The organism is Curtobacterium flaccumfaciens (genome assembly GCF_004361695.1).
In the GTDB taxonomy this organism is placed as follows: domain Bacteria; phylum Actinomycetota; class Actinomycetes; order Actinomycetales; family Microbacteriaceae; genus Curtobacterium; species Curtobacterium flaccumfaciens_B.
Map to the genome: position 1 here is coordinate 47,584 of NZ_SNVW01000016.1, position 24,600 is coordinate 72,183.

20 protein-coding genes are annotated in these 24,600 nt (G+C 73.2%); 11 read left to right on the forward strand and 9 right to left on the reverse strand.

The genetic code is table 11. The features are described 5' to 3' along the window. Nucleotides 1–80: 80 nt before the first annotated feature. Together pyrE and EDF64_RS17085 are read left to right on the forward strand one after the other, a co-directional pair. A complete protein-coding gene (pyrE, locus tag EDF64_RS17075; RefSeq protein ID WP_133521157.1) occupies nucleotides 81–632 on the forward strand; it encodes an orotate phosphoribosyltransferase in 552 nt (183 codons plus the stop codon). Further along, nucleotides 629–3,070: a septum formation family protein gene (locus EDF64_RS17085; protein WP_166645793.1), complete on the forward strand. Its 2,442-nt coding sequence runs from the start codon at nucleotides 629–631 to the stop codon at nucleotides 3,068–3,070. Before pyrE ends, EDF64_RS17085 begins: the two co-directional genes overlap by 4 nt. Before the next feature lie 139 nt (nucleotides 3,071–3,209). Here EDF64_RS17085 and EDF64_RS17090 read toward each other — a convergent pair whose 3' ends face one another. Then, on the reverse strand, nucleotides 3,210–4,163 hold the full coding sequence (locus EDF64_RS17090) for an aldo/keto reductase (protein WP_133521160.1): 954 nt from the start codon (nucleotides 4,161–4,163) through the stop codon (nucleotides 3,210–3,212). Between the two features lie 94 nt (nucleotides 4,164–4,257). Between EDF64_RS17090 and EDF64_RS17095 the strand changes: the two genes are divergently transcribed. Both EDF64_RS17095 and EDF64_RS17100 read left to right on the forward strand, forming a co-directional pair. Continuing rightward, on the forward strand, nucleotides 4,258–4,902 hold the full coding sequence (locus EDF64_RS17095) for a HEAT repeat domain-containing protein (RefSeq protein WP_133521179.1): 645 nt from the start codon (nucleotides 4,258–4,260) through the stop codon (nucleotides 4,900–4,902). Between the two features lie 355 nt (nucleotides 4,903–5,257). Then, nucleotides 5,258–6,562 (forward strand): sodium:proton exchanger, encoded by a 1,305-nt coding sequence (locus EDF64_RS17100; protein ID WP_243736442.1) that lies wholly within the window; start codon nucleotides 5,258–5,260, stop codon nucleotides 6,560–6,562. A 50-nt stretch (nucleotides 6,563–6,612) separates the two neighbouring features. Here EDF64_RS17100 and EDF64_RS17105 read toward each other — a convergent pair whose 3' ends face one another. Further along, on the reverse strand, nucleotides 6,613–7,302 hold the full coding sequence (locus EDF64_RS17105) for a metal-dependent transcriptional regulator (RefSeq protein ID WP_133521161.1): 690 nt from the start codon (nucleotides 7,300–7,302) through the stop codon (nucleotides 6,613–6,615). A 22-nt stretch (nucleotides 7,303–7,324) separates the two neighbouring features. Between EDF64_RS17105 and EDF64_RS17110 the strand changes: the two genes are divergently transcribed. The 3 genes from EDF64_RS17110 (at nucleotide 7,325) to EDF64_RS17120 (ending at nucleotide 11,128) form a co-directional block, all read left to right on the forward strand. Continuing rightward, the gene (locus EDF64_RS17110; protein WP_166645794.1) at nucleotides 7,325–8,209 is read left to right on the forward strand and encodes a CPBP family intramembrane glutamic endopeptidase; all 885 of its coding nucleotides are present in this window, start codon (nucleotides 7,325–7,327) and stop codon (nucleotides 8,207–8,209) included. A gap of 169 nt (nucleotides 8,210–8,378) precedes the next feature. After that, complete coding sequence (locus EDF64_RS17115) at nucleotides 8,379–10,175, forward strand: phosphatase PAP2 family protein (protein ID WP_133521163.1); 1,797 nt, start codon at nucleotides 8,379–8,381, stop codon at nucleotides 10,173–10,175. Nucleotides 10,176–10,249: 74 nt separating this feature from the next. Next, nucleotides 10,250–11,128 carry a L,D-transpeptidase gene (locus EDF64_RS17120; protein WP_133521164.1) on the forward strand — a complete coding sequence of 293 codons (879 nt, stop codon included), beginning with the start codon at nucleotides 10,250–10,252 and terminating at the stop codon, nucleotides 11,126–11,128. 137 nt (nucleotides 11,129–11,265) lie between these two features. Here the strand turns inward: EDF64_RS17120 and EDF64_RS17125 are convergent, their stop codons facing one another. Beyond that, the gene (locus tag EDF64_RS17125; protein ID WP_133521165.1) at nucleotides 11,266–12,060 is read right to left on the reverse strand and encodes a methyltransferase domain-containing protein; all 795 of its coding nucleotides are present in this window, start codon (nucleotides 12,058–12,060) and stop codon (nucleotides 11,266–11,268) included. A gap of 2 nt (nucleotides 12,061–12,062) precedes the next feature. Beyond that, nucleotides 12,063–12,860, reverse strand: coding sequence for an HAD-IIA family hydrolase (locus tag EDF64_RS17130; RefSeq protein ID WP_133521166.1), 798 nt, complete (start codon nucleotides 12,858–12,860; stop codon nucleotides 12,063–12,065). 165 nt (nucleotides 12,861–13,025) lie between these two features. Here EDF64_RS17130 and EDF64_RS17135 point away from each other — a divergent pair, with 165 nt between their 5' ends. Beyond that, on the forward strand, nucleotides 13,026–13,778 hold the full coding sequence (locus tag EDF64_RS17135) for a TetR/AcrR family transcriptional regulator C-terminal domain-containing protein (RefSeq protein ID WP_133521167.1): 753 nt from the start codon (nucleotides 13,026–13,028) through the stop codon (nucleotides 13,776–13,778). A gap of 92 nt (nucleotides 13,779–13,870) precedes the next feature. Continuing rightward, on the forward strand, nucleotides 13,871–14,512 hold the full coding sequence (locus EDF64_RS17140; protein ID WP_133521168.1) for a TrmH family RNA methyltransferase: 642 nt from the start codon (nucleotides 13,871–13,873) through the stop codon (nucleotides 14,510–14,512). 263 nt (nucleotides 14,513–14,775) lie between these two features. Here EDF64_RS17140 and EDF64_RS17145 read toward each other — a convergent pair whose 3' ends face one another. From EDF64_RS17145 to EDF64_RS17165, 5 genes are all read right to left on the reverse strand, one after another. Further along, the gene (locus EDF64_RS17145; RefSeq protein ID WP_243736443.1) at nucleotides 14,776–15,774 is read right to left on the reverse strand and encodes a LacI family DNA-binding transcriptional regulator; all 999 of its coding nucleotides are present in this window, start codon (nucleotides 15,772–15,774) and stop codon (nucleotides 14,776–14,778) included. A gap of 49 nt (nucleotides 15,775–15,823) precedes the next feature. Next, a complete protein-coding gene (locus tag EDF64_RS17150; RefSeq protein WP_133521169.1) occupies nucleotides 15,824–16,642 on the reverse strand; it encodes an NAD-dependent epimerase/dehydratase family protein in 819 nt (272 codons plus the stop codon). A gap of 258 nt (nucleotides 16,643–16,900) precedes the next feature. Then, complete coding sequence (locus tag EDF64_RS17155; protein WP_133521170.1) at nucleotides 16,901–18,970, reverse strand: YhgE/Pip domain-containing protein; 2,070 nt, start codon at nucleotides 18,968–18,970, stop codon at nucleotides 16,901–16,903. Further along, nucleotides 18,967–19,704, reverse strand: coding sequence for a hypothetical protein (locus EDF64_RS17160; protein WP_133521171.1), 738 nt, complete (start codon nucleotides 19,702–19,704; stop codon nucleotides 18,967–18,969). Before EDF64_RS17160 ends, EDF64_RS17155 begins: the two co-directional genes overlap by 4 nt. Next, nucleotides 19,701–20,351: a TetR/AcrR family transcriptional regulator gene (locus EDF64_RS17165; RefSeq protein WP_133521172.1), complete on the reverse strand. Its 651-nt coding sequence runs from the start codon at nucleotides 20,349–20,351 to the stop codon at nucleotides 19,701–19,703. Before EDF64_RS17165 ends, EDF64_RS17160 begins: the two co-directional genes overlap by 4 nt. Before the next feature lie 159 nt (nucleotides 20,352–20,510). Between EDF64_RS17165 and EDF64_RS17170 the strand changes: the two genes are divergently transcribed. After that, a complete protein-coding gene (locus EDF64_RS17170; protein WP_166645795.1) occupies nucleotides 20,511–24,146 on the forward strand; it encodes a S8 family peptidase in 3,636 nt (1,211 codons plus the stop codon). 108 nt (nucleotides 24,147–24,254) lie between these two features. Next, nucleotides 24,255–24,425: a hypothetical protein gene (locus EDF64_RS18340; RefSeq protein WP_166645796.1), complete on the forward strand. Its 171-nt coding sequence runs from the start codon at nucleotides 24,255–24,257 to the stop codon at nucleotides 24,423–24,425. Nucleotides 24,426–24,600: the final 175 nt, after the last annotated feature.

The following is a 24,600-nucleotide window of genomic DNA, read 5'->3' on the forward strand; positions in this document are numbered from 1 at the left end:
AGCGTACCGAGTGACGCTCCTCCACACCCCCACGGGCTGGGGGAGCGCGCTCCGGGGACGACCGGCTACCCTTGTGGGCTGTGACCGACGCGCGCGACCAGCTCATCCAGTTCATCTCGGACGAAGCGGTGTTCCACGGCGACTTCACCCTCACCAGTGGGAAGAAGGCGACGTACTACATCGACCTCCGGAAGGTGAGCCTCGACCACCGCGTGGCCCCCCTCATCGGGCAGGTCATGACGGACCTCGTCGGGCAGGTCCCGGACGTCGACGCCGTCGGCGGCCTCACCATGGGTGCCGACCCGATCGCCAGCGCCGTGCTGCACCAGGCCGCCGCCCGCGGTCTGGCCTACGACGCCTTCGTCGTCCGCAAGGAGCCGAAGGACCACGGTCGCGGCAAGCAGGTCGAGGGTCCGGACCTCCGCGGCAAGCGCGTCGTCGTGCTCGAGGACACCTCCACCACCGGTGGCTCCCCGCTCAAGGCCGCCGAGGCGCTCGAGCGCGAGGGCGCCATCGTCGCCGCCGTGGCCGTCGTCGTCGACCGCGACACCGGCGCGAAGGAGAAGATCGAGGCCGCCGGGTACCCGTACTTCGCGGCGATCGGGCTGGCTGATCTGGGGCTGAGCGCGTGACCCCGGAGCGTCCGGACGACGCGCACGAGCCCGACCAGGCCGCCGGTCCCGAACACGGGGACGACGGACTGGAGGCACGGCGCGAGTCCGCCCCGGACGCTCCGTTCCACGGTCTCCGCAGTGCCGCCGACATCTTCGGTGCGCCGCGCGGTGCCGACGACTGGCCGTCGCGGCGCGAACGTCGCGAGGCCGAGAAGGCCGCTCGCGAGACCGGCGCACCGCTGCCGGAACCGTTCGAGCCCGTCGAGCCCGAGGCCCCGGCCTCCGCGCCGGTGCAAACGTCCGCGCCAGCGCCAGCGCCAGCGTCAGCGCCTTCGCCCGCGTCCGTGCCCGCGCCCGTTTCTGCCGATGACGACGGTGCGACGCAGGCCATCTCGATGCCGGAGCAGCTCACCGCGCCGTCGGTGAACCCGCAGGCCAGCGCCGAGCACGAGCGCGAGACCCTCGGCGAGCGGATCCCGGCCGCCGCTCCCGTACCGCCGGCCCCGGCCGCGCCGCACCCCTCGTCGATCCAGCTGCCGACCGCCCAGTCGCACCGCGACCAGCGCGCCGCCGAGAACCGTGCGATCGAGGACGAACGCCGTCGCCTCGACCCGTTCGGCGAGGGTCGCAGCGACGTCGACTGGCTCGGCCGGGCGACCGGCTCGCACCCCGAGCCCCCGGCGCCGGCCGCCCCCGTGGCGCCGCAGCAGCCGCTCGGCGTCGAGAACGTGCTGCCGACGAGCGATGAGCCGCCGAGCTTCACCGAACTGCTCCGCATCGCCGACGCCGCCGCCGCGCAGGACACCGGCGGGCACGAGCGCCCCTTCGACTGGGCGATCCGCGACGACGAGACCGGCGAGGTCCCGACGACCCTGACGACGAACGCGTTCGACACGACGGCGCTCGCGGGCGGGTCGTGGACGCTGGCGGACGAGTCCGACGACGACGTGGTCTCGGGCGAGCTCGAGACGCCGGGCCTCGGGTTGCCCGCCGTCGTCCCGCCGCCGGTCGTCGCGCAACCGGCCGTGCCGCCGGCTGTCGTGCCGCCCGCCGTCGTGCCGCCGGCCGTGGTGCCGCCCGCTGTCGTGCCGCCGGCGGTCGCCCCGCCCGCTGTGGTGCCACCAGCAGTCGCCGTCCCGCCGGCCGTCGTGCCGCCGACCGTCGTGCCGCCTGCAGACACCCCGACCGCGGCCACGCCGTCCGACGTGACGCACCGCGACGAGCCGACCGCGGCCTTCGACTGGACGCAGGTCGAGGACGAGAGCGACGAGGCGGACGCGGCCACGGGCCTCCAGGCCGACGAGCGGGACGCGCCGTCCGACCGCACCCGTGCCGACGCGGCGACCACCGCGCTGCCCGTGACGGAGACGCCCTGGTGGGCCGAGCCGGAGGCGACCGTGCCGCCGACCGCGGCCCCGCCGCTGGTCGAACCCGCCGCGGCGACCGACGCGCAGGCGTACCCGGCGCACCTGCCCCCGGCCGTCGGGCAGGACCTCGACGCCGTGACCGGCATCCGCGGGCACGCACCGACCGCCGACGACGCAGGACCGGAGCCGCTGCCGGCAGCCGCTCCGGACGAGCTCGACCAGTCCGAGTGGGACGGCCGCGAGACCAGCGACACCAGCGCCATCAAGGACCTGTTCGGCACCGAGGCCGTCGGGCAGCTCGGCGGCACCGGCTACGACCCGCACGACAGCAGCACCCGGATGATGCCCGCGGTCGGCAGTGCTCCGGCGCACGCTCCCGGCCCGGGTCGGACGCCGGTCGCTCCGGCAGCCGCGGCCGGTGGCGGCGACCGCGGCAACTTCATCAACGAGGGCTTCGCCAAGCTCCGGAACGAGGGGCAGCGTGGCAAGCGCCTGCTCATCTGGGGCTCGGTCGCGCTGATCGTCATCCTGCTCGTCGCCGTGTTCGCCCTGACGCGGTGGATCCTCGGCAACACCATCGAGGACCACACCCCGGCGCCCACCTCGACCTCGGCGGCGTCCGCCCCGGCGTCGTCCTCGGCGAAGGCCTCCACGGCGTCGAGCCCGGCGGCGACCCCGTCGCCGACCCAGGGGCTGCAGAACCTGGAGTTCGCGACCACCCCTGCGGCCCCGGGCGAGCACGGCTGGACCGAGCTCGCGGGCGGGGAGTGCCTGTCGCCGTTCACCGACGCGTGGGCGCAGACCTTCACCGTCGTGGACTGCACGAGTCCGCACGCCGCCCAGCTCACCGCCCGCCTGCCCGTGACGGCGGGTCAGTGGCCGGGGCCGGACGCCCTCGCGGCGCAGGCTGCGGAGCAGTGCCAGACCTCGGCGGCGCTGAACACGTCGGCGGCTGCGGCCGTCGGGGACGTGCAGGTGCAGGGGTCGTACGCGCCCGACCAGGCGACGTGGGACCAGGGCGACACGTTCATCTCGTGCTTCGTGACCCGCTCGTCGGGGGAGCCGCTGACAGGGTCCGTCGCGCCGTAGGCCGGCCGGGCCGCGCGCCCGGGTCAGCCGCGCCAGCCGCCCGGGTCAGACGACCCGGAACGACATCGTCGATGTCGTACGACGTCGACGATGTCGTTCCGGGACGGCGCCGGGACGGCGCCAGGCGGCGCCGGCGGCGTCAGACCGCGGCGGGCACCTTCGCCGACACGTCGGACAGGGTGCGCAGCTCCTCCGGGGTGAGCTCCAGCTCTGCCGATGCCAGCAGCGCCGGCAGTTGCTCGGTGTTCCGGGCGCTGGCGATCGGCGCGACGACGTCCGGCTGCGCCTGCAGCCACGCCAGTGCCACGGTCGCGACCTCGACCCCGTGGGCCTCGGCGATGGTCGAGAGGGCGTCCACGACGGCCAGGCCCTCGTCGGAGAAGTAGCCCGAGACCTGCCCCTCGCGGTCCTTGCCGGCGAAGTCGTCCGCGGTGCGGTACTTGCCGGTGAGGAAGCCCGCGGCGAGCGAGAAGTAGGGCACGACGCCGAGGTGCTCGGCCGCGGCGAGCGGGGCGATGTCCGACTCGTAGGGCTCGCGGGTGACGAGGTTGTAGTGCGGCTGGATCGCGACCGGCAGCGCGAGGCCGTTGTCCTTCGCGATGCGGATCCACTCCTCGGCGCGGGCGCGGGTGTAGTTCGAGATCGCCGTGTACCGGACGAGTCCCTCGCGCACGAGCTGGTCGAACGCGCGGACGGTCTCCTCGAGCGGGGTCGACTCGTCGTCGAAGTGCGCGTAGTAGAGGTCGATGCGGTCCGTACCGAGACGCTCGAGGCTGGCCCGCGCGGCAGCGGCGACGTTCTGGGCACCGAGGCCGGAGAACCGCGGGTGCTGCGAGACCTTCGTGGCGATCACCACGTCGTCGCGCTTGCCGGAGGCGCGGAGCCACGACCCGATGACGCGCTCCGACTCGCCGCCCTCGTTGCCGGGGGCCCAGGCGGAGTACACGTCCGCGGTGTCCACGAAGTCGCCGCCGGCACCGGTGTAGGCGTCGAGCACCCGGTGCGAGGTCTGCTCGTCGGCGGTCCAGCCGAAGACGTTGCCGCCGAGGGCGAGCGGGAAGACGGTGAGGTCACTGGTACCGATGCGGGGCATGCGAGGTCCTTTCAGGTCGGAACGATCGAACGACGCCACGGTATGCCCGCCACCGGGTGCGCTTTCAGGTCCGTGGGGTCTGCTGGTGTCGATCATGTCGACGCTCACCTCGTCCCTCAGCGACCCTCGTCCCACCGTCCGGCTCCGGGCGGTCATGGAGGCCGGCACGACCCCCGACCCGGCAGACCTCGACGTCCTCGTCGAGCAGTGCGCCGTCGAACCCGACCTGCAGGTGCGGGAGATGCTCACCTGGGCGCTCGTGCGGCTGCCGGCCGAGCTGGTCGTCCCGAGGCTCCTCGTGCAGCTGGACCGACCGGAGGCACAGGCGCGGAGCCAGGCCCTGCACACCCTGTCGAAGATCGGTGACGGCGCGGTGTACCCCGCGGTCGTCGAGCGACTCGAGGACGTTGACCGCGGCGTCGTCCGGACCGCCTGGCGCGCCTCCGTGCGGCTCGCGCCGGACGCCGAACGACCCGACCTCGCTCGACGTCTGGCGCGCGACCTCGGGCAGGGCGACCGTGACGCCCGCCTCGCGCTGAGCCGAGCGATCGTCGCACTCGGCGAGGACATCGTCGCGCCGGTGCTGGACACCGCCGAGGCGCGTCGCGACGAGGACGTCCAGGAGCACGTGGCCGACGTCCGACGGCTCCTGCGCGATCCGGACGCAGCCGCGGGCCTCGCGCTCGAGCGTGCTCGTCGCGAGGTCGCGCTCGGACGCACCAAGCGCGCGTCGGGCTGACGACCGACGGCGGGTCGCGGTGGGCGCGACCCGGCTGCCGGCCTGGAGGCGCGTGGCGGCGCCGCCACGCGCCTCCAGGCCCTGACGGGGCGGGCCGGGGAAGACCCGGATTCGGGCCGCCGAACAGGGCGGATCGGCTTGCGCATGCGGATCGGAGCGCGCCAAGGTGGGTGTCGAAGGGGAGTAGCTCCCAGCGCGTGCATCGACACACTGGCCATCACGACGATCGGCCCGGTGCACCACCCGGACACCGTCGCAGCAGGCGGTCGACCGGGCGAGCGAGACCTTCGGCCGTTCCGCCATGGCCGAAGCCGCTCAGTGTGTGTCGCGTCATGGCTCCAGCACGAGGACCACCATGACGAACACCCTCTCCACGCCCGCGTCGCCGGGGTCCACCACACCCGCCGCCCCCGCACCACGGATGCACGCCACCGCCTGGGGCCGCATCGCGATCTGCATCGCCGTCGCCCTGCCCGCCGTGGTCTTCCGGATCGGCGGGTTCGCCCCGGCCCCGCTCGTCGACCTCTTCGTGTTCGGCGCCGCCGTCGTCGCCGCGTCGTTCCTGCTCGCCTGGGCCGCCGAGGCCGCGCAGAAGGACATCGCCGGTGCACTCGCCATCGCTATCCTCGCGCTCATCGCCGTCCTGCCCGAGTACGCCGTGGACCTGTACTACGCGTTCCGGTCCGGGTACGACCCCGCCTACGAGCAGTTCGCCGCCGCGAACATGACCGGGTCGAACCGGCTGCTGCTCGGGTTCGGGTGGCCCCTCGTGGTGATCATCTCGCTGCTCGTGGCACGGCGGTTCGTCCGGACCGGGTCGCTCCCCGCCTCGGCCACCCGGGTGCTCGCGCTCGAACGCTCCTCGCGACTCGACATCGGGTTCCTGGCGCTGCTGGCCGTCGTCGCGTTCCTCATCCCGCTGATGGGGTCGATCCCGGTGTGGTTCGGGTTCGTGCTGCTCGCCGCCTTCGTCTGGTACCTCTGGCGTGCGTCGAAGGTGTCCGACGACGGGGACGACGAGGAGCTCGTCGGCATGGCCGGGAACATCGCCTCGATGCCGCAGCGGGCGCGTCGGTGGACGATCGTCGCACTGTTCGTCGTCGCCGCGGCGGTCATCCTGTCGTCCGCCGAGCCCTTCGCGGACGCCCTGGTGCAGTCCGGCAGCGCGCTCGGCATCGACAGCTACTTCCTCGTGCAGTGGCTCGCGCCGCTCGCGACCGAGGCGCCGGAGTTCATCGTCGCCGCGCTCTTCGCCCTGCGCGGGATGGGCGGTGCCGCGATCGGCACGCTCATCGCGTCGAAGGTGAACCAGTGGTCCCTGCTCGTCGGGTCGCTGCCGATCGCGCACGTGCTGGGCGGTGGGACCACCGGCGGGTTGCCGCTCGACGGCCGGCAGGTCGAGGAGTTCGTGCTCACCGCGTCGCAGACCGTGCTCGGCGTGGCGATCATCATCGCGCTGCGGTTCCACCGGTGGTCGGCGATCGCGCTCGCGGCACTGTTCGCGGTGCAGTTCTTCGTGACGGACACGAACGGACGGTGGGTGCTCAGCGCGGTGCACGTCGCCGCGGCGCTCGTGGTGCTCTGGATCAACCGGCGGGACGTCCTGCCGACGGTGACGGCCCCGTTCCGACGGCCGTCCTCCCCGGTGTTCCGCGACTGAGGGCCCACCGTCGGGTGGCCGCCGAGCGGGTTGAGTCGAGCCCGGGGCGGTCAGTCGGCGTCGGGGGCGAGCCAGATCGCCGAGGCCGCGGCCGCCGGCAGGTCGACGAGCGACTCCTCGCCGTCGGCACCGCGGCGTGACACCGCGATCACGCCCGCGTAGTCCCGCACCCGCTCCACCCGCAGGTGCGTGCCGAGCCCGACCCCGAGCTCGTCGAAGTACCGGAGCAGGGACGGGTCGTCGTCGGACACCCGGTCGACGGTGCCGCACGCGCCGGGCTCGACCGCGCCGAGCAGCGTGCCCGGGGAGTCCGGCACCGTGCCGTCCGCGCGGGGGATCGGGTCGCCGTGCGGGTCGTGCGTCGGGTGCCCGAGGTCGGCGTCCACCCGGTCGAGGAAGGTCTCGGACACCGAGTGCTCGAGCGCCTCGGCCTCGGTGTGGACCTCGTCCCACGAGTACCCGAGCCGCTCCACGAGGAACGTCTCGATGAGCCGGTGCCGCCGGACCATGGCGACGGCGACCTGCTGGCCGAGCGGGGTGAGGACGACGCCGTAGTACGGGGTGTGCTCGATCAAGCCGTCGCGGTCGAGCTTCCGGAGGTTGCCCGACACCGTCGAGGCCGACACCTTGAGCGTCGCCGCGATGTCCCGCGTCGCCAGCCCCGGACCGCCGCGCTCGCTCGCCTTCCAGACGAGCTTCACGTAGTCCTCCGCCATCGTGGACAGGGAGGGCAGGCGCATGCCCCAATGGTACAAACAGCAGGTGACCACAGCAGCCCCCGCCCGTCGCCGCCGCTGGCCCGTCCCGCCCTCGCTGCTCGTCGGTCTCGCACCGCTCGTGGTGTTCGCGGCGATCAGCGCGTGGCGATCCCGTCCGAGCGACGACTACCCGACGCTCGGCCAGACCGTCGAGAGCGTCGTGCGGTCGCTCGTGGTCCCCGAGGGCATCGCCGCGGTCGCGCTGTGCCTCGTCGTGACCGGCCTCGGCTGGTGGCGCATCGCGACGGTGGATCCGACCCGCACCGGGCTCCGTTGGACGATGCTCGCGCCGCTGCTCATCCTCGTGGTCTGCGTCGTGCGACTGCCGCTCGTCGACTGGTCCGCACTACCGGTCCGCTACTTCCTGCTGCTCACCGTCGGGGTGCTCTTCGTCGGGGTCTTCGAGGAGCTGATGACCCGCGGCGTCCTGCTCGTCGGCCTCCGCCGCCGGCTGCCCGAGTTCGGCGTGTGGATCGCCTCGTGCCTGCTGTTCGGCCTGCTCCACCTGCTCAACGCCCTGGCCGGCGCGAGCCTGGGAGCGACGCTCGTGCAGGTCGTCTTCGCCGCGTCGTTCGGGTCGACGCTCTACGTCGCCCGGCGGCTGACCGGCAACCTGCTCCTGCCCGTGCTGCTGCACGCGTTCTGGGACTTCGGGTCGATCGCGCTCTCGGCCACGACCGACGTGCGAGACCCGTCGAAGCTCGCGCTCGTCGGCCTGGTCGGGCTGTTCTCGTTCGGGGTGCTGGCGCTCGGGGTCGTCGCCGGCGGGGTGATCGCGTGGCGGGACGACCGGCCGCGCCGCCTGCGGCGCCGGTGGCGGACGGTACCGCCCATGGCGGCCCTCGCGGTGCAGGGGGACGAGCCGCGCCTCCAGGCCGTCACGTGGTGACCACCGACTGACTGGAGGCGCGGGGCTGCGAATGCGCACAGCCCCCGGCCCGGTTCACCTCGTGGTCGACGTCCGTTCCCCGTCCCGCAACCACCTCTCCTTAGCGTTCCGGTGATTCCAAGCCGGTACCAAGAGAGGAGCGTCGCCCGCTCGCGGGCGACCACACCACATGCGCAGAACCGCACTCCGCGGGGTGACCGTCGCGACGGTCGCGACCGCACTCGTGCTCGGCTCGCCGCTCGTCGCGAACGCGGCGGGCTACCCGAGCGACTCCAGCAAGCCCGACCTCGTGTCCCTGCTGAACGGCTACGACCAGTTCTGGCAGTCGACGGGGAAGAACGACCTGCACGGCACCGTGCAGGACCCGGCGACGCTCGCGAAGAACGACCAGCTGACGTCCTGGATCAACCAGCACGCCACGAAGGCGCAGCAGCTCAGGGCGCTGCAGGACTCCGAGTACCAGAACGCCACGAACACCGGGTACGACCAGTCGTCGACGGTGTCGCAGGGCCTCGGCGCATCGCTCGAGAAGATCTACCTCGAAGGCCGGCAGTCCGGCGCACTGCCCCTGACCTCGGCGCTCGTGAACAGCTCGAACGGCACCAGCGGCGCGTACGTCAGCACCGGCGACGCGAAGGCGCACTACAGCTACCCGCGCCCCTACCTGCCCGCCACCACGACCGCGACGCTGCCCGCGACCGACGACCAGACCGGCTGCGCGCCGGCGACGGTCAACGCCTCGTCGCTCGCGGCGAACCGCGCCGGCAAGGCGTGGGCCTCGGCAGACGGCACGCTCGACATCACCCGCGTGCCCACGGTGACCGACACGACGCACGAGTTCTCGCCGAACGACGTCGTCCTCGACGCCGGCTACGGCACGGCCGGCATCTGCACCGGCGGGTCGTTCCCCTCCGGCCACACCACGACGGCGTACCAGGCGGGCATCACCCTCGCCACGCTGGTCCCCGAGCTCGCACCGGAGCTCCTCGCCCGTGCGTCCGAGGCCGGCAACGACCGCATCGTGCTCGGCGTGCACTACCCGCTCGACATCATGGGCGGACGCATCGACGGTGAGGCGGCACTCGCGGCCCGCTGGTCGGACACGCAGTACCGGACCGCGGTCCTCGAGCCGGCCCGTGCCGAGCTCGTGTCGTACCTCGAGAAGGAGTGCGGTGGCACCCTCGCCGCGTGCATCGCGGCGGAGAAGCCCTACACGGACGACCCCTACGGCGGGGCGGCCATCCCCGGCGGCACCGCGCAGGTCGTCACCGACCGTGCCTCGGCCGTGCAGGTCTACCGCGAGCGCATGACCTACGGCTTCGCGGCGACCGGGACGACCGGCCTCGCGCCGTCCGTCCCCACCGGCGCGTCGAACCTGCTCCTGACCGCGTTCCCGACGCTCACCGACGCACAGCGCACCGCCGTGCTCGCGCAGACCGAGGCCCCGTCCGGCGCCCCGCTCGACCAGTCCGGCACGGCCAACGGATCGTGGGAGCGCCTCGACCTGGCAGCCGCGACCAGCGCCACCGTCTCGGTCGCGACCGACGGCAGCGTGAAGGTGCTCGCCACCGGTGGCACCGCCCGCGTCCTGACCGGCGTCCTCACCGCGCCGCACGGCACCTCGGTCGCCGCGGGCTCCTCGCTCGCGCTCGCCGGGACCGGCTTCACCGCCGGGTCGTCGCTGCGGGTCGTCCTGCACTCCGACCCGGTCACGGTGGGCACGCTCACCGTCGCCGCGGACGGCACAGTCACCGGCAGCGTGACGATCCCCGCGGGGACCGCCACCGGGGCGCACACGATCGACCTGGTCGACGCCTCCGGTGCCTCGGTGCTGGCGACGCCGCTCGCGATCACGGTCACGCCGGCTGCGGCCGGTGGCGGCACCGGCGGTGGCTCGGGCGCGGGTACCGGTAGCGGGGTCGTCGACCCGGGCACCGGCGTCCACCTGCCGGTCGTCTCCGGCTGATCCCCTCCCGCTGGTCGGCGCCCGTTCTCCGCGGGTGCCGACCGGTGCCACGTCCCGCTTCCTGGAGTCCCGCCATGCGCACCCGCACCCTCTGGACCACCGTCGGTGTCGCCGCCGCGATCGTCGCCGTGACCGCCGCGGTCGCCGTGCCCCTGCTCGGAGGCGCCACATCGTCGTCGTCGGCGTCCGTGCCCGCGCCGACGTCGTCGCCGACCGCATCGGCCGTACCCGCGGTCCCGCACGTCAGCTCCGCCGCGCTCGCCGCCCTGCCGGAGGCGCAGTACTCCGCCGTCGTCGCCGGCCTCATGCCGTTCGACCGCACGGTCACCGCCGCCACGGTGTTCCACCTCCGCGCCGACGCACCCCTGTTCGGTGCTGCCCGCACGGCACCCGTCGCCCGGTTCGCCGCGTCGGACTTCCTGCGGCAGCCGACGACGGTCGTCGGGCTCCGGCGCGAGGGAGACTGGGAGCTCGTCCTCACCCCGGCGCGGCAGCAGCTCCCCTCGACCTCGCACGGTGCGGGGGCCGCGGCGCAGACATCGGCGTGGGTGCCGGTGGCGTCGCTTCAGGAGGTGACGACCCCGACCTCGCGCGTGGTCATCTCCACGAAGGACCAGACGGTGTCGATCGTCGACGGGTCCGGCGCCGTGACGCACCGCTTCGACGCGGGGGTCGGCACGGCGGACACCCCGACGCCGACCGGGGTCACGGGCTACCTGGAGCAGCGGTACGTCGACCCGGCGCAGGGCACCGGCGACCACCCGATCCAGCTGACCTCCCTGCACTCGAGTGCGGCCGACGAGCCGTACGGCGGCCACGACGGTGGGCTCATCGGGCTGCACTGGAACGCCACCACCTCGGGCGCGGTGTCGCACGGGTGCGTGCGGCTCGACGCCGAGGCCGTCGCCGCGGTGAATGCCCTGCCGCTCGGCACGCTCGTCACCGTGGAGTAGGCGCGCCGGGCGCGGTGCGTCCCGCACGGCGCACAACCAAAGTCACGTCGAGCCGGGGGAACGCGCGGCTCGACGTGACTTCGGTTGTGCGAACCGCGGTGGAGCGGGCCGGCGCGGGTGCGGGCGCGGGCGCGGCGTCAGCGCTTGCGGCCGACGGCGAAGACCCGGCGGAACGGGTACACCGTGCCGTGGGCGCTCGCCGGGTACGCCTCGCGGAGCGCCGCCGCGTACCGCTCCGTGTACGCCGCGGTGAGCGCACCCGAGGGGTCGGCGGCGTCGAGCGCGGCCAGGGCCGGCCGGAGCCCCGTCCCGCGCACCCACGACAGCACCGGGTTCGCTCCCGGCAGCAGCTGCGCGTAGGTCGTCTCCCACGCGCGCGCGTCGAAGCCGGCGTCGAGCATGATGCCGAGGTAGCCGGCGGGGTCGAGTACCGGGTCCTCGCGCAGCACACCGTCGAGCGCCGAGGCCCAGGGCCCGGAGGCCCCGACCGACCGCATGAGCGCGTGCGACGGCGACCCGAAGTTGCCCGGCACCTGCATCGCGAACCACGACCCGGACGGCATCGCCCCGAGCCACCGCGGCAACAGCGACACGTGCGACGGCACCCACTGCAGCGCGGCGTTCGTCACGACGACGTCGTCGGTCGGGCCGGGCGTCCAGTCCTCGATCGCGCCGAGTTCGAAGGCGAGGTTCGGCGCGGCCGGCACCGACGCCAGCATCTCCGCCGAGGAGTCGATCCCGACCACCGTCGACGAACGCCACCGCGCTGCCAACGTGGCGGTGAGGGTCCCGGGGCCGCAGCCGAGGTCGACGACGCGACGGGGCGCCTCCCGGCCGTCCCCGACCGGCCACGCGACCTGCGCGACCAGGTCGTGGAAGGGGCGGGCGCGGTCGTCCGCGAACGCGGCGTACCGATCCGGGTCCCAGCGCATCGCTAGATCTCGACCTCGAACGGCTCAGTCCGGACCAGCTCGTGCACGCCGGAGATGACCTCGCTCGGGCGGAACGGGTAGCGGTCGATCTCGGCCTGGTCGCTGATGCCGGTCATGACGAGCACGGTGTGGAGCCCCGCCTCGATGCCGGCCTGCACGTCCGTGTCCATCCGGTCGCCGATCATGCCGGTGTTCTCGGAGTGCGCCCCGATCCGGTTCATCGCCGAGCGGAACATCATCGGGTTCGGCTTGCCGACCACGTACGGCTGCTTGCCGGTCGCCTTCTCGATCATCGCCGCGATCGCACCCGTCGCGGGCAGGACGCCCTCGGCGCTCGGGCCGGTCGCGTCGGGGTTCGTGACGATGAAGCGTGCTCCGTCGCGGATGAGGCGGACGGCCTTGGTGATCGCCTCGAACGAGTAGTTGCGGGTCTCACCGACGACGACGTAGTCCGGAGCGGTCTCGGTCATGATGAAGCCGGCCTCGTGCAGGGCGGTCGTCATGCCGGCCTCGCCGATGACGAACGCGGAGCCGCCGGGCATCTGCGACTTGCAGAAGTCGGCCGTCGCGAGCGCGGAGGTCCAGATGCGTTCCTCGGGCACCTCGAGCCCGGACCAGCGGAGCCGGGCGCTCAGGTCGCGCGGCGTGAAGATCGAGTTGTTCGTGAGGACGAGGAACTCCGTTCCCTCGTCGAGCCACTGCTGGATCAGCTCCGGCGCGCCGGGGAGCGCCTGGTTCTCGTGGACGAGCACACCGTCCATGTCGGTCAGCCAGCACTCGACTTCGTCGCGGGTCGCCATGGTCCTCACCCTACTGGGGCACGGATGCGGGCCCTGGGTGCAGGCCGGGAGGCGCGGATCGGCTCTTGCGCGCTGCTGCCGGACCCGAGATGGTCGAGACACCGAATGCCACTCGGCTTTGCCCTAGGCTTTTCGGGACACGTACCGAATCAAGGAGGCCGCCCCGTGCTCGTCGAACCCGGAACCCCGACCGCCACGCCCCGACCCGCTGCGGGGGCGGCCGCCGCTTCCGTCGCTGGGGCTGCTTCCGTCGCCGCGGCTTCCGTCGCGGGTGCCTCCGTCGCGGGCGCGGTGCCGGGAGTGGCCGAGCCGGCCCGCCGACGCCGTGGTCGCCCGAACGTGCTGAGTCGCGAGCAGGTGATCGACGCCGCGACCTCGATCGCGAACGAGGACGGCATCGACCGGCTGTCGTTCCGGGCACTCGGGGCGCGGCTCGGCGTCGCGCCGATGACCGTGCACCGGACGATCGGCGGCCTCGACGACCTGCACGCCGAACTCGTGCGGCGGACCGTCGACGAGTTCACCGCCACGTTCGTGTGGCCGTCCGAGTGGCACGACGTCGTCCGGGTCTTCGCGACCACCTTCCGCGACCTCATGCTCCGGCACCCGCTCGTGCTCGAGTCGCACAGCCGCCGCGGGGCGCTCGTCTCGACGGAGTCCGACGCCGTCGTGGCGAAGGTCGTCGGGGCGCTCCGTTCCGCCGGGCTGAGCGACGCCGAGGCGATGTACGCGTTCTTCGTCGTGTACGACTTCGTGGTCGGACACACCGGAGTGCAGGTCGGCCGGGGTTCCGCCGAGGCGGGGCGGCCGGAGCGGCACGCACTCGTCGGGGAGCTGCTCGGGACGCACTCCTACGAGGACCGCTTCGCGCTCGGGCTCGACGTGCTCATCGCGGGGATCGAGTCGCGCGTCCGCTGAGCTCGGGTGCGGGTGCGGGTGCGGGTGCGGGTGCGGGTGCGTGGCTGCCTCGCACGGTGCGGGCGGGGTCGCGCCCGCCGTACGCTGGGGACGTGACCACCGCGCCCGAGCCGTCCCACGAGCGCACGACGAACGGGGTCGGGCCGCACCCCGAACCGTGGCCCGACGACCCCCGGCTCGACCCGGAGCTTCTCGCCACCGGGGACACCCGCAACGTGGTCGACCGCTTCCGGTACTGGTCGATGGACGCCATCGTCGCCGAACTCGACACCCGACGGCACGCCTTCGACGTGGCGATCGAGAACTGGCAGCACGACCTGAACATCGGGTCGATCGTGCGGAGCGCCAACGCGTTCCTCGCCGGCACGGTGCACATCATCGGGCGCCGGCGGTGGAACAAGCGCGGCGCGATGGTCACCGACCGCTACCAGCACGTCCGCTACCACCCCGACGTCGACGCCTTCCGCGCGGCCATGCGCGAGGACGACCGACCGGTGATCGCGATCGACAACACCCCCGGCGCCGAGCGGATCGAGTCCGCCGTGATGCCCGAGCGCTGCGTGTTCCTGTTCGGGCAGGAGGGGCCGGGCCTCACGGAGGCGGCGGTCGCCGGCGCGGACGGGCACCTCGAGATCACGCAGTTCGGGTCGACGCGGAGCATCAACGCCTCGGCGGCGGCCGCGATCGTCATGCACAGCTGGGTCGTCCAGCACGCCGACCTCGGCGGCGACTGAGGCCGGCTCCGTCGGCGGTGTCAGGCCGCCGCGGAAGCGACACCTGCGCGGTCGACGCCGGCGTCCGGGGCGGAAGAGCGACAGATGCCCGCTGGAGTACGGCGGTGGACTGTCGCTTTCGCGACGGGGCGGCGCGGGGCGGGGGTGAGTCGTGCCTCCAGGCCGGGTCGGCGTCGCTCCGGACGCGGGCCGATCCCGACCCCGGGCCGCTCCCGAAGCAGGTCGCTCGGGACGCTGGCCGCTCTCGTCGGCGAGCGCTCGCGTCAGCGAGCCGCGGTCGTCCGCCGGGCGACCAGCCGCGGCTCGACGAGCACCTCGGTGGCAGCGAGCCCCGGGTCCGCGATCCGCGCGAGCAACCGCTCGCCGGCGCCGCGACCGATCTCGACACTGCGGTCGTCGATGCTCGTCAGGCCGACGTAGCGCGTCGCGGCCAGCGGTGTGTCGTCGTAGCCCATCACCGAGACGTCCTCGGGGACGCGGAGCCCGCGGGCAGCGAGCTCGGACAGTGCACCGATCGCCATCACGTCGTTCGCGGCGAAGACCGCGGTGACGTCGGGGTGAGCGTCGAGGAGCTCCGCGACCGCGGTCGACCCCGCCTCCTCCGTCGGTTCGCCGGGGAGGACGACCACGGCGACGTCCGCCGCCTCGCCGACGCGCTGCTCGAAGCCGGCGCGGCGTTCGGCCGATGCCGCCGACCGTGCTCCGACGAACCCGAGGCGGACGTGGCCGAGGCCGAGCAGGTGCTCCGCGGCCATGCGCCCGCCGGCACGGTCGTCGTTCGCGACGGTGTCGGCACGGGGGATCGTGACGCGACCGCCGGCGATGACGAGCGGGGTGGACGCCGGGATCGCGAGGTCGGTGTCCGGCTCACCGGCGATCACGAGGCCCTCGACGCGCATCGACAGGAACCCCTCGACGGGCGAGACGTCGAGCCCGGTGTTGAGGAAACGGTCGGCGACGACGAGCCGGTGACCCTGGTCCTGCAGCGCTTCGCGGAGGCCCGTCAGCAGGTCGACGAACCACTGGTTCCGGAAGTCGTCGAGCACCACGCCGATCGTCCGGGAGCGGGTACCGGCCAGGGAGACGGCCGCGGTGCTCGGGCGGTAGTCGAGCTCCTGGATGGCCTTCAGCACGGCGTCGCGGCGCTGCTGGCTCACCCGGGGGGACCGCTGCAGCACGAGCGAGACGAGGGACTTCGAGACCCCGGCGCGCGCTGCGACGTCGTAGATGGTCGCGGGTTTGCCGGCTCCCATGATCTGCATCGACCTCCGTGGCTCTCGTCGTCGATCGTAGCGGGGGTCGTCCGTCGCCTCAGTCGCGTCCGCGTCCGAGCGGCTGCTTCGCGAGTTCACCACCGAGGAACTCCATGTCCTCGCCGGGCAGTCCGGCGCGCTCATCGGCGTCGAGTACGGCGGCGGCGTCGTCGACCGGCCGGAACCCGATGCGCTCGCCCGCCGCGAAGTCCGCCGGTGCTCCGGTGTTCCGGGACACCGCCCACACGACGTGGTGGCCCGGCTCCGTCAGCTCGACGGTCGCCTGGACCAGCCGCGTCAGGTCGTCCGGTGACGTCCACATCAGCAGCGCCCTCGCCGTGTGCGGCCGATCCCCGAACGCGCCGATGCGGGCGGAGACGACGGACATGCCGAACCGGTCGGCGAACAGGCTGCCGAGGAGCTCCATCGCGGCCTTCGTGACGCCGTAGTACGAGTCCGGCCGAGGGAGCCGGTCACCCGGGACGCTCCCGGGGGTGGCGGTGTCCGCATCGCCGATCAGCTCGGGGACCCGGCCGACGGCGTGGATCGAGCTCGCCTGGACGACCCGCAGGACCCCTGCGGCAGCCGCGGCCTCGAGCACGTTCTTCGTCCCGGTGACGTTGGCGTCGACGAGGGCGTCCCACTCGTCCTCGGTGGGGATGCCGGCCAGGTGCACGACGGTGTCGACTCCGGGCAGTGCGGCCTCGAGCGCGGCGCGGTCGTTGACCGACCCGGGGACGAACCGTTCGCGCGCTCCGACGGGCGGGTCCGGTGGGCGCTCGTCGAGCAGGACGAGGTCGTGTCCGGCTGCCAGGAGCCTCGGTCGCAGTGCGGTCCCGATCCGTCCCGTGGCACCGGTGATGAGCAGCGTCGCCATGGGTCGGACGGTACGCCGAGGTGGGTGGGCGGGTGCGCGGCGGCGGTGTGGGGCGCGGCGGGTGCGGCGGCGGGTGCGTCGGGCGCGGCCGCGGGCCGTCGGGCGCGGCGGGTGCGGCCGCGTCGGCGACGGGCCGTGTACCGCCGCACAACCGAAGTGACCCCGAACCGCGGCGAACCGCGGCTCGGGGCCACTTTGGTTGTGCGGGGCGAGGCGGAACCGCGCCAGCGCGGCGCCCCGCCCGCCCCGCGCCCCGCCCTACCCGATCAGGCTCGGCCGCAGGTCGCGCAGCGTCCGCGACCGGGTCTGCCGCGCCGTGACCACGAACGACACGAGCAGCGCGCCGAGCAGCCAGCAGAGCAGCACGCCCGCGTCGGACCAGGCCGCGCCGAGGTTCCCGCCGTACATCGTCTGCCGGATCGCGTCGACCGAGTACGTCATCGGCAGCGCGAAGTGCAGCGCGGCCAACGGCCCCGGCAGCGTCTGCCAGGGGAAGGTCCCGCCGGCGGTGACGAGCTGCACGAGCATGAGCACCAGGCCGAGGAACTGCCCCACGGAGCCGAGCAGCACGTTGAGCGCCATGATGATCGCCGCGAAGGTCGCCGAGGCCAGCACCATGATCCCGATCGTCGCGCCGGCGTGCACGACGTTCAGGTCGAGCGCGAACCGCACGATGAAGAACAGCGCCACCATCTGCACGAGACCGAGCAGCGCGGGCGTCAGCCAGCCACCGAACACCACGGCGAGGGGCTTCCGCACCGCGGTGATGGCCCGCTTCGAGATCGGCTTGAGGATGAGGAACAGCGCGTACATGCCGATCCATGCGGCGAGGGAGATGAAGAACGGCGCGAGGCCGGCCCCGTAGTTCGACGCCGCGGCGACGTCGTCCGTCCCGACCTTCACCGGGTCGGAGATGACCGAGGCCTGGTCGTTCCGCTGGGAGGCGGTCGACGCCGGGATCTTCGTGCGTCCGTCGTCGAGCTTCGTCGCGAGCTCGGACGACCCGGTCTGCAGCTTCGTCAGGCCGGACGCCAGCGAGTCCGCGCCCTCGTCGGCCGAGGCGGCCCCCGTGGCGAGCGCCGATGCGCCGGACGACAGGGTCGGTGCGGCCTTGGCGAGTGCGGCGGTGCCTGAGGCGACCTGGGTGGAGCCGGCGGAGAGCTCCGACGCACCGGTGGCGGCGGACGAGATGCCGGACGACAGGGTCGGTGCGGCCGTGGCGAGCGCCGCGGTGCCGGCGGCGACCTGGGCGGAGCCGTCGCGGAGCTCGTCGACCTTCTGGAGCTTCTCCGTCGCGTCGGCGATGTCCGCCTGCACCTTCGGGTCCGCGAGTTGCTGCTGCACCGCGGCCGTGATGACGGCCCGCACCTCGGGCGTGATCGTCACGCCCTGCGCCTCGGCCTGCTTGGTGATGGCGTCCACGACCTTCGACGGGGAGATCCCGTCGACGAAGTCGAGCACGGGGTCGGTCGTGTCGGCGAGGGTCTTGTTGCCCGCGGCGACCTTCTGGGCGCCCTCGTTGAGCTTCGCGGTGTCGGCGGGCAGCGTGGCGGTCTGCTGCTTCGCCGTCGCGAGCCCCGAGGACAGCGTTGCCGCGCCGGACGCGACCTGCTGCGCACCGTCGTTGAGCTTCGTGGTCTGCGCCGGCAGCTGCGCCGTGCCCTTCGCGAGCTCGGATGCTCCGTCGGACAGCTTGCCGGTGCCGTCCGCGAGCGTCGCCGCCCCGGTCGCGGCGTCGGACGCCCCGGTCGCGAGCTGCCCCGCGCCGTCGGCGGCGTCACCGAGGCTGTCACGGACGTCGGCGAGCCCCACGAGCAGGGTCTTCGCCGCCTGCTTGCCGACCCGCTCGGCGACCGCGGTGCGCATCGTCTTGCCGGCCTGCTCGGCGATCGTCGAGGCCAGGTAGGAGTTCGTGTCCGCCGTCGTCATCACGAGCTTCGCGCGCTTCGGGTCGTCGGACTGCGCCGACACCAGGGACGCGGAGAAGTCGTGCGGGATCGTCACGACGAAGTCGTACGTGCCGTTCCGCACGCCCGAGCGGGCGTCGGCCGCGGTGGTCGTCGTCCACTTGAAGTCGGCGCCGTCGACGGCCTGCTTCGTGACGTCCTTGCCGTAGTCGACGTGGTCGCCGTCGAGGGTGGCTCCGGCGTCCTGGTTCACGATCGCCGCGGGGACCTGGTCGAGCTTGGCGTACGGGTCGCGGTTGGCCCAGAGGTAGGCGCCGCCGTAGAGCAGCGGCACGATCATGAGCGCGATGAACGCGAGTCGTGCGAGCGGGGTCGCGGTGAGGCGCGCCAGTTCGGCGCGGACGAGCGAGGTGGTGGTCACGGGGTTGCCTCCGTCGGGACGGTTGCGGATGCGTCGGCGACGGTCGACGGGCCGGCCTGGAGGCGCGGCTCGTTTCCGTCGGTACGGGTCGCGTCCTCGGGACCCTCGGTCTGGGTGGTGTCCGGCACGCCGACGGTGTCGAGCAGCGTCTCGACGGTCGCCGCGGCGGCCTTCGAGGTCACCAGCACGACCGTCACGCCGCGTCGTGCGACGTCGCGGACGACGGCGAACCAGCCCTCGACGGCGCCGCCGTGCCGCTCGGGCGAGGTGATCACGAGCCCGGTCACACCGTCGCGCAGCAGGGCGAGCTCGACGAGCAGCCGGACGCGCACGTCGGTGGGGACCCGCTGCACGTGGGTGTCGGCGTAGTGCTGCAGCCCGAGCTCGTCGAGCACGGTGTCGACGTGCTGGCGTGAGGGGCGCTGCTGGGCGTAGGCGAGCTCTTCGCGGACGATCTGCTTGAGCGTCATCACGGGGAACGGTTCGGCGACGCCGGGGGTGTCCACGAGCGCGAACGCCTGCCGGACCCCGGCCGGGTCGTCGTGGCCGTCGAGCAGGACCCGCCCGCTGTCCGGCTGCATCCGGCCGCCGGCGACGAGGGAGGCGAGGACCGGTGCCTGCTCCGTCTCGACGGCGATCACGCCCGGGCGGCCGGGGGCGGCGACGGCGGAGACGACGGGCAGTGCGGCGCCGGGCTCCTCGCCGATGCCGACGTGGTCGAGTTCGAGGGTCATGCGAGGTCCTTCGGGGTGGGAGCGGAGGCGACCGGCTCGGAGAGCATCGCGGTGCGCCAGTCGATGCCGGCCATGCCGAGCGCGGAGAGCACCACCATGCGGCGTCCGTCCTCGTCGGAGGTGCCGGAGCGGGTCGCTTCGTCGAGGACGGCGATGCAGGCGCCCTCGACGAGCCGACCGAGCGTGGCGGGGTCGACGTCGTCGCGCATGGCGCCGTCGGCGATCCCGAGCGCGCACGCTTCACGGACCTGGGCGCGCAGGGGTGCGAACACCTCGGCGACGGGTTCGCTGAACGGGCTGCGGATCGCGACCCGGGCCATCGAGCGGACGTGCGAGACCTCGGTCCAGAGGGTCACCGCGATGGCGGCCAGTCGAGCGGCCGGCGGCAGGGCGCCGAGGTCGGGTGTGGTCGGCATGGCCGCGGCGATCCGGGCGGCGCCGGCGGTCACGACCTCGCGCACGAGGTCGTCGCGCGACGGGAAGTGTCCGTAGACCGCACGCCGCGACAACCCGGCCGCGGCGGCGATGGACTCGAGCGAGGCGTCCGGATCGCCCTGCAGGACGGTCTTCGCGGCCTCGATGAGCGCGGCCCGGTTCTCGGTCGCGTCGCGGCGGGGCGCGCGGACGGGCTGGTCAGAGGTGGTCACGCACCCATCGTAATAACGTGCACACGGGTGTGCAAGTTATCAGGCGTCGTACCCCCGAACGAGGGGCGTCCCCCAAAGAGCGGACTGTGCCACCTGAGAGGAGTCGCATAACTTCACAGCAATTCCTTGCGAAACACGGACGAACCGGGAGTGCGCCCTTTGAACCGTGCAACACCGAACACCGACCCGAATCCCACACCACACCGCATCGCGCGCGTCCTGACCGCCGGCATCGCCGCCGCGGCCCTGGCGTGCGGCGGTCTCGCCGTCGGGGGAGCGGCATCGGCGGCTCCGTCGGGGCTGTCCGCCGCGGACCTCAAGCTCGCGCAGCCACTGCGCGACGCCAAGCCCGCGAAGACGATCGCCGCGTTCGTGCGGACGACCGGCCAGGGTGCCCTCGAGGTCGACGCGCAGGCGAAGGGCGGGGACCTGACGAAGTCGACGACCCAGTCCTCGGCCGCGAAGCAGCGCGTCAAGGCCATCACCTCGACGACCGACGCGGTCACCGACGCCGTCAAGCAGGCCGACGGGGACGCGACCGAGCTGTACTCGACCGAGTACACCGTGCCGGGTGTCGCCGTCGTCGCCGACGTCGCGGCCCTCCGCGAGGTCGCGGCCCGCCCCGACGTCGAGAGCGTCATCCCGCTCACGCCGAAGAAGGTCGTCGACCCGACGGTGAACGCCGACTCCGGTGCGGCACCGTCCGGCGTCGACCCGAGCCTGACGAAGCCGGGTGCCGACGGCGTCTCGCCGAAGAACGCCGCGAGCGACCTCTACACGCGCTCCCTCGACGCGTGGCAGCAGACCGGCCGCACGGGCAAGGGCGTCAACGTCGCCGTGCTCGACACCGGCCTCGACTACACCCAGGCCGACTTCGGCGGCCCCGGCACCACGGCCGCCTACGACGCGGCGCTCGCGAGCACCAGCGCCCCGGACGCCAGCTGGTTCGACGCGAGCAAGTACCTCGGCGGCTACGACTTCGCCGGCCCGACGTACAACGCGGATTCGAGCGACCCCGCGTACGACCCGACCCCGGCACCCGACGAGAACCCGATCGACGGCGCGGGCGGCGACCACGGCACGCACGTGTCCGGCACCATCGCCGGCTACGGCCTCGACGCCGACAAGCAGACGTACGACGGCGACTACACGAAGCTGACGACGCAGCAGGTCCAGGACATGTGGATCGGTCCGGGCACCGCGCCCGAGGCCGGCCTCTACGCCCTCAAGGTGTTCGGTGACGGCGGCGGTTCGACCGACCTCACCGGCGCGGCGCTCGACTGGGTCGGCCAGGCGCTCACCGAGGGGAAGGACATCAACGTCCTCAACCTCTCGCTCGGCTCCGACTACGGCGCGCCGGACGACCCCGACAACGCCAAGATCGACGCCCTGACCGCACGCGGTGTCCTGCCGGTGATCGCCTCCGGCAACGCCGACGACTTCACCGACATCGGTGGCTCGCCGGGCAACGCCGAGGGGGCCCTCACGGTCGCCGCGAGCGCCACCGGGCAGTCCCTCTACGACGGCGTGCAGGCGACCGCCCCGGCAGACGTCGCGAAGACCTGGCGTGCGCAGTACTCGCAGAACTACGCGGGTGCCCTGCCCGTCGAGGGCGACGTCGTCGTCCCGACCACGAACATCGACGGCTGCGCGGCGTTCAGCGCCGACGAGGCCGCGAAGATCGCGGGCAAGGTCGTCTGGCTCAAGTGGACCGACGCCCAGCTCGAGTGCGGTTCCGGCGTCCGCTTCAACAACGTCCAGGCAGCCGGCGGCATCGGCGTCCTCCTGGCGGGGACGATCAACACCTTCGACTCGGGCATCGCGGGGAACGCGACCATCCCGGGAGCCGAGCTGACCAAGGACAGCGTGTCGAGCCTCCAGGCAGCAGCCCAGGCCGGGACCCTGCACGTGCGGTTCGCCGACGAGCTCAAGGGCTTCGAACTCGCCACCGACCCGGAGACCGTGAACACGCTCGCGTCGTTCACCAGCCGGGGCGTCCACGGGTCGTTCGACGACATCGTCAAGCCGGACATCGCCGGCCCCGGGGTCAACGTGATCTCCGCGGCCAACGGCACAGGTGACGGGCGCATGTCGATGAGCGGCACGTCGATGGCGACGCCGGACGTGGCGGGCATCGCCGCGCTGACCTTCCAGTCGCACCCGACCTGGACGGCACCGCAGGTGAAGGCCGCGCTCATGAACACGGCGACGCACGACGTCGAGCAGGGCGACGGTACCGCCACCCTGCTCCGCCAGGGCACCGGCCGGGTCGACGCGCTGCAGGCGGTCACCGCCGGCACCACGGTCCGCAGCATCGAGAACGACCAGCTCGTCACCGCCTCGTACGGTGTCGTCGAGGTCGCCTCGAAGACCAGCGAGAGCCGGACCCTGCAGATCGACAACACCGACGGCCGTCCGCACACCTACGACGTGGCCTACCAGCCGCAGGTGTCGCAGCCGGGCGTGGCCTTCGCGCTCAGCACGAAGCGGGTGACGGTCCGACCGCACGGCACCGCGACAGTGAAGCTCACCTTCTCGATCGCCGACCCGACGCAGCTCCGACGCGTCATCGACCCCACCCAGGAGTCGGTGCAGCAGGGCTACCAGCGGGAGTTCGTCGCCGCGGCCTCCGGCGTGGTGACCTTCACCCCGACGGACAAGTCCCTCAACCCGCTGCGCCTCGGCGCCTACGTCGCGCCGAAGCCGGTCAGTGCCGTGCACGGCGCGGACGTGTCCTTCGACGCCTCGAAGCGCACGGCCGACCTCGCGCTCACCGGGCGCTCGGTCGACCAGGGCGACGCGACGACGGGCTACCACGCGGCGGTCGCACCGTTCGTGCTCGGCGGGACGGACGGCCAGGAGTCGTTCCCGGCCGGCTCGGCGAAGCGCTCCCTGCAGGCAGCCGACGTCCGTGCCTACGGCGCGAACTACGACAAGGCGTCCGACACGCTCGCGTTCGGTGTCCAGACCGCCGGTCCCGACGCCAACCCGGGCGCCGTGACCAACGTCGAGGTGCTCATCGACACCGACCGCGACGGCACGCCGGACTACCTGGTGTACGACGCGAAGTCGGCCGCGGTGGACGCCACGCTCGCGACCACGGTCGACCTCGCGACGGGCGAGACCGTCGACGCGCAGCCGCTCAACGGCGGTGCCCCCGGGCAGGACGTGAACACGTTCGACAGCGCGGTCAAGGTCCTCACTGTGCAGGCCGCCACGATCGGTGCCACGGGGCCGTTCACCTACTCGGTGCTCACCGAGTCGGCGTACGCACCGGCTCTGGCCACGAGCGGCTCCTACGTCGTGGACGAGACGGCGGAGGCGACCTACGACCCGTCGGCGCCGGCGCTCACCTTCGCGCAGGGTCGGGCGACGGGCGTGCTCTTCGCCGACGCCGGCTCGCTCCGGGTCACCCGTGGCACCGGTGTCGCGAACGCCCGGGTCCTGCTGCTGCACCTCGGCAACGCGGTCGGCGACCAGGCCGAGACGCTGTCCGCCACGGTGGCGGCCCCGACCGTCGCGCTCCGGAAGGGCAGTGCGGTGACGGTGAGCGGAGCGACGATCGTCGGCAAGCGGCTCACCGCGCACCACGGCTCGTGGGACGCGAACGGCGTGCGGTACTCGTACCAGTGGCTGCGTGACGGTGCCGTCGTGGACGGTGCCACGAAGCAGACCTACACGCTGGGGTCGTCCGACGTCGGACACCGCCTGCAGGTGCAGGTCACCGCGAAGGCGAAGGGGTACCAGGACGGCTCGGCGACGTCGAAGCCGACCGCGAAGGTGTCCCGCCGCTAGTCGGTCCCGCTGACCACTCGAGGCCCCGGTGCACCCGCGCCGGGGCCTCGAGTGCGTCAAGAGGACATGTAGTTAGGCGAACTAGTTATTCGATGCCAGGATTGCGGCATGCAGACGCAGAGCACCCTGAAGCAGCTCCGGGCCAACCCGATGGAGTGGCGTCGCCGTGGGCTCACCCCGCCCGACGTGATCCAGTCGATGATCGAGGAACGCCTGGCCGAGCCGGGCCACGCCCAGCCCCTCGGCGACCCGTCGTACCAGGACTTCTTCCTGAGCTGACCGGTACACGGTGGCGCGGCTCCCGACGCGGCCACCCACGGAACCGGAGGCGGGGGGGCCGCGGGGCCCCCCCCCCCCCCCCCGGGGGGGGGGGGGGCCCCCGCCGCCGGGGGGGGGGGGGGGCGGGTGGAGAAGCGGGGGGGTGCAGAAAAAACTCAGTAGTCCAAATAGTAGA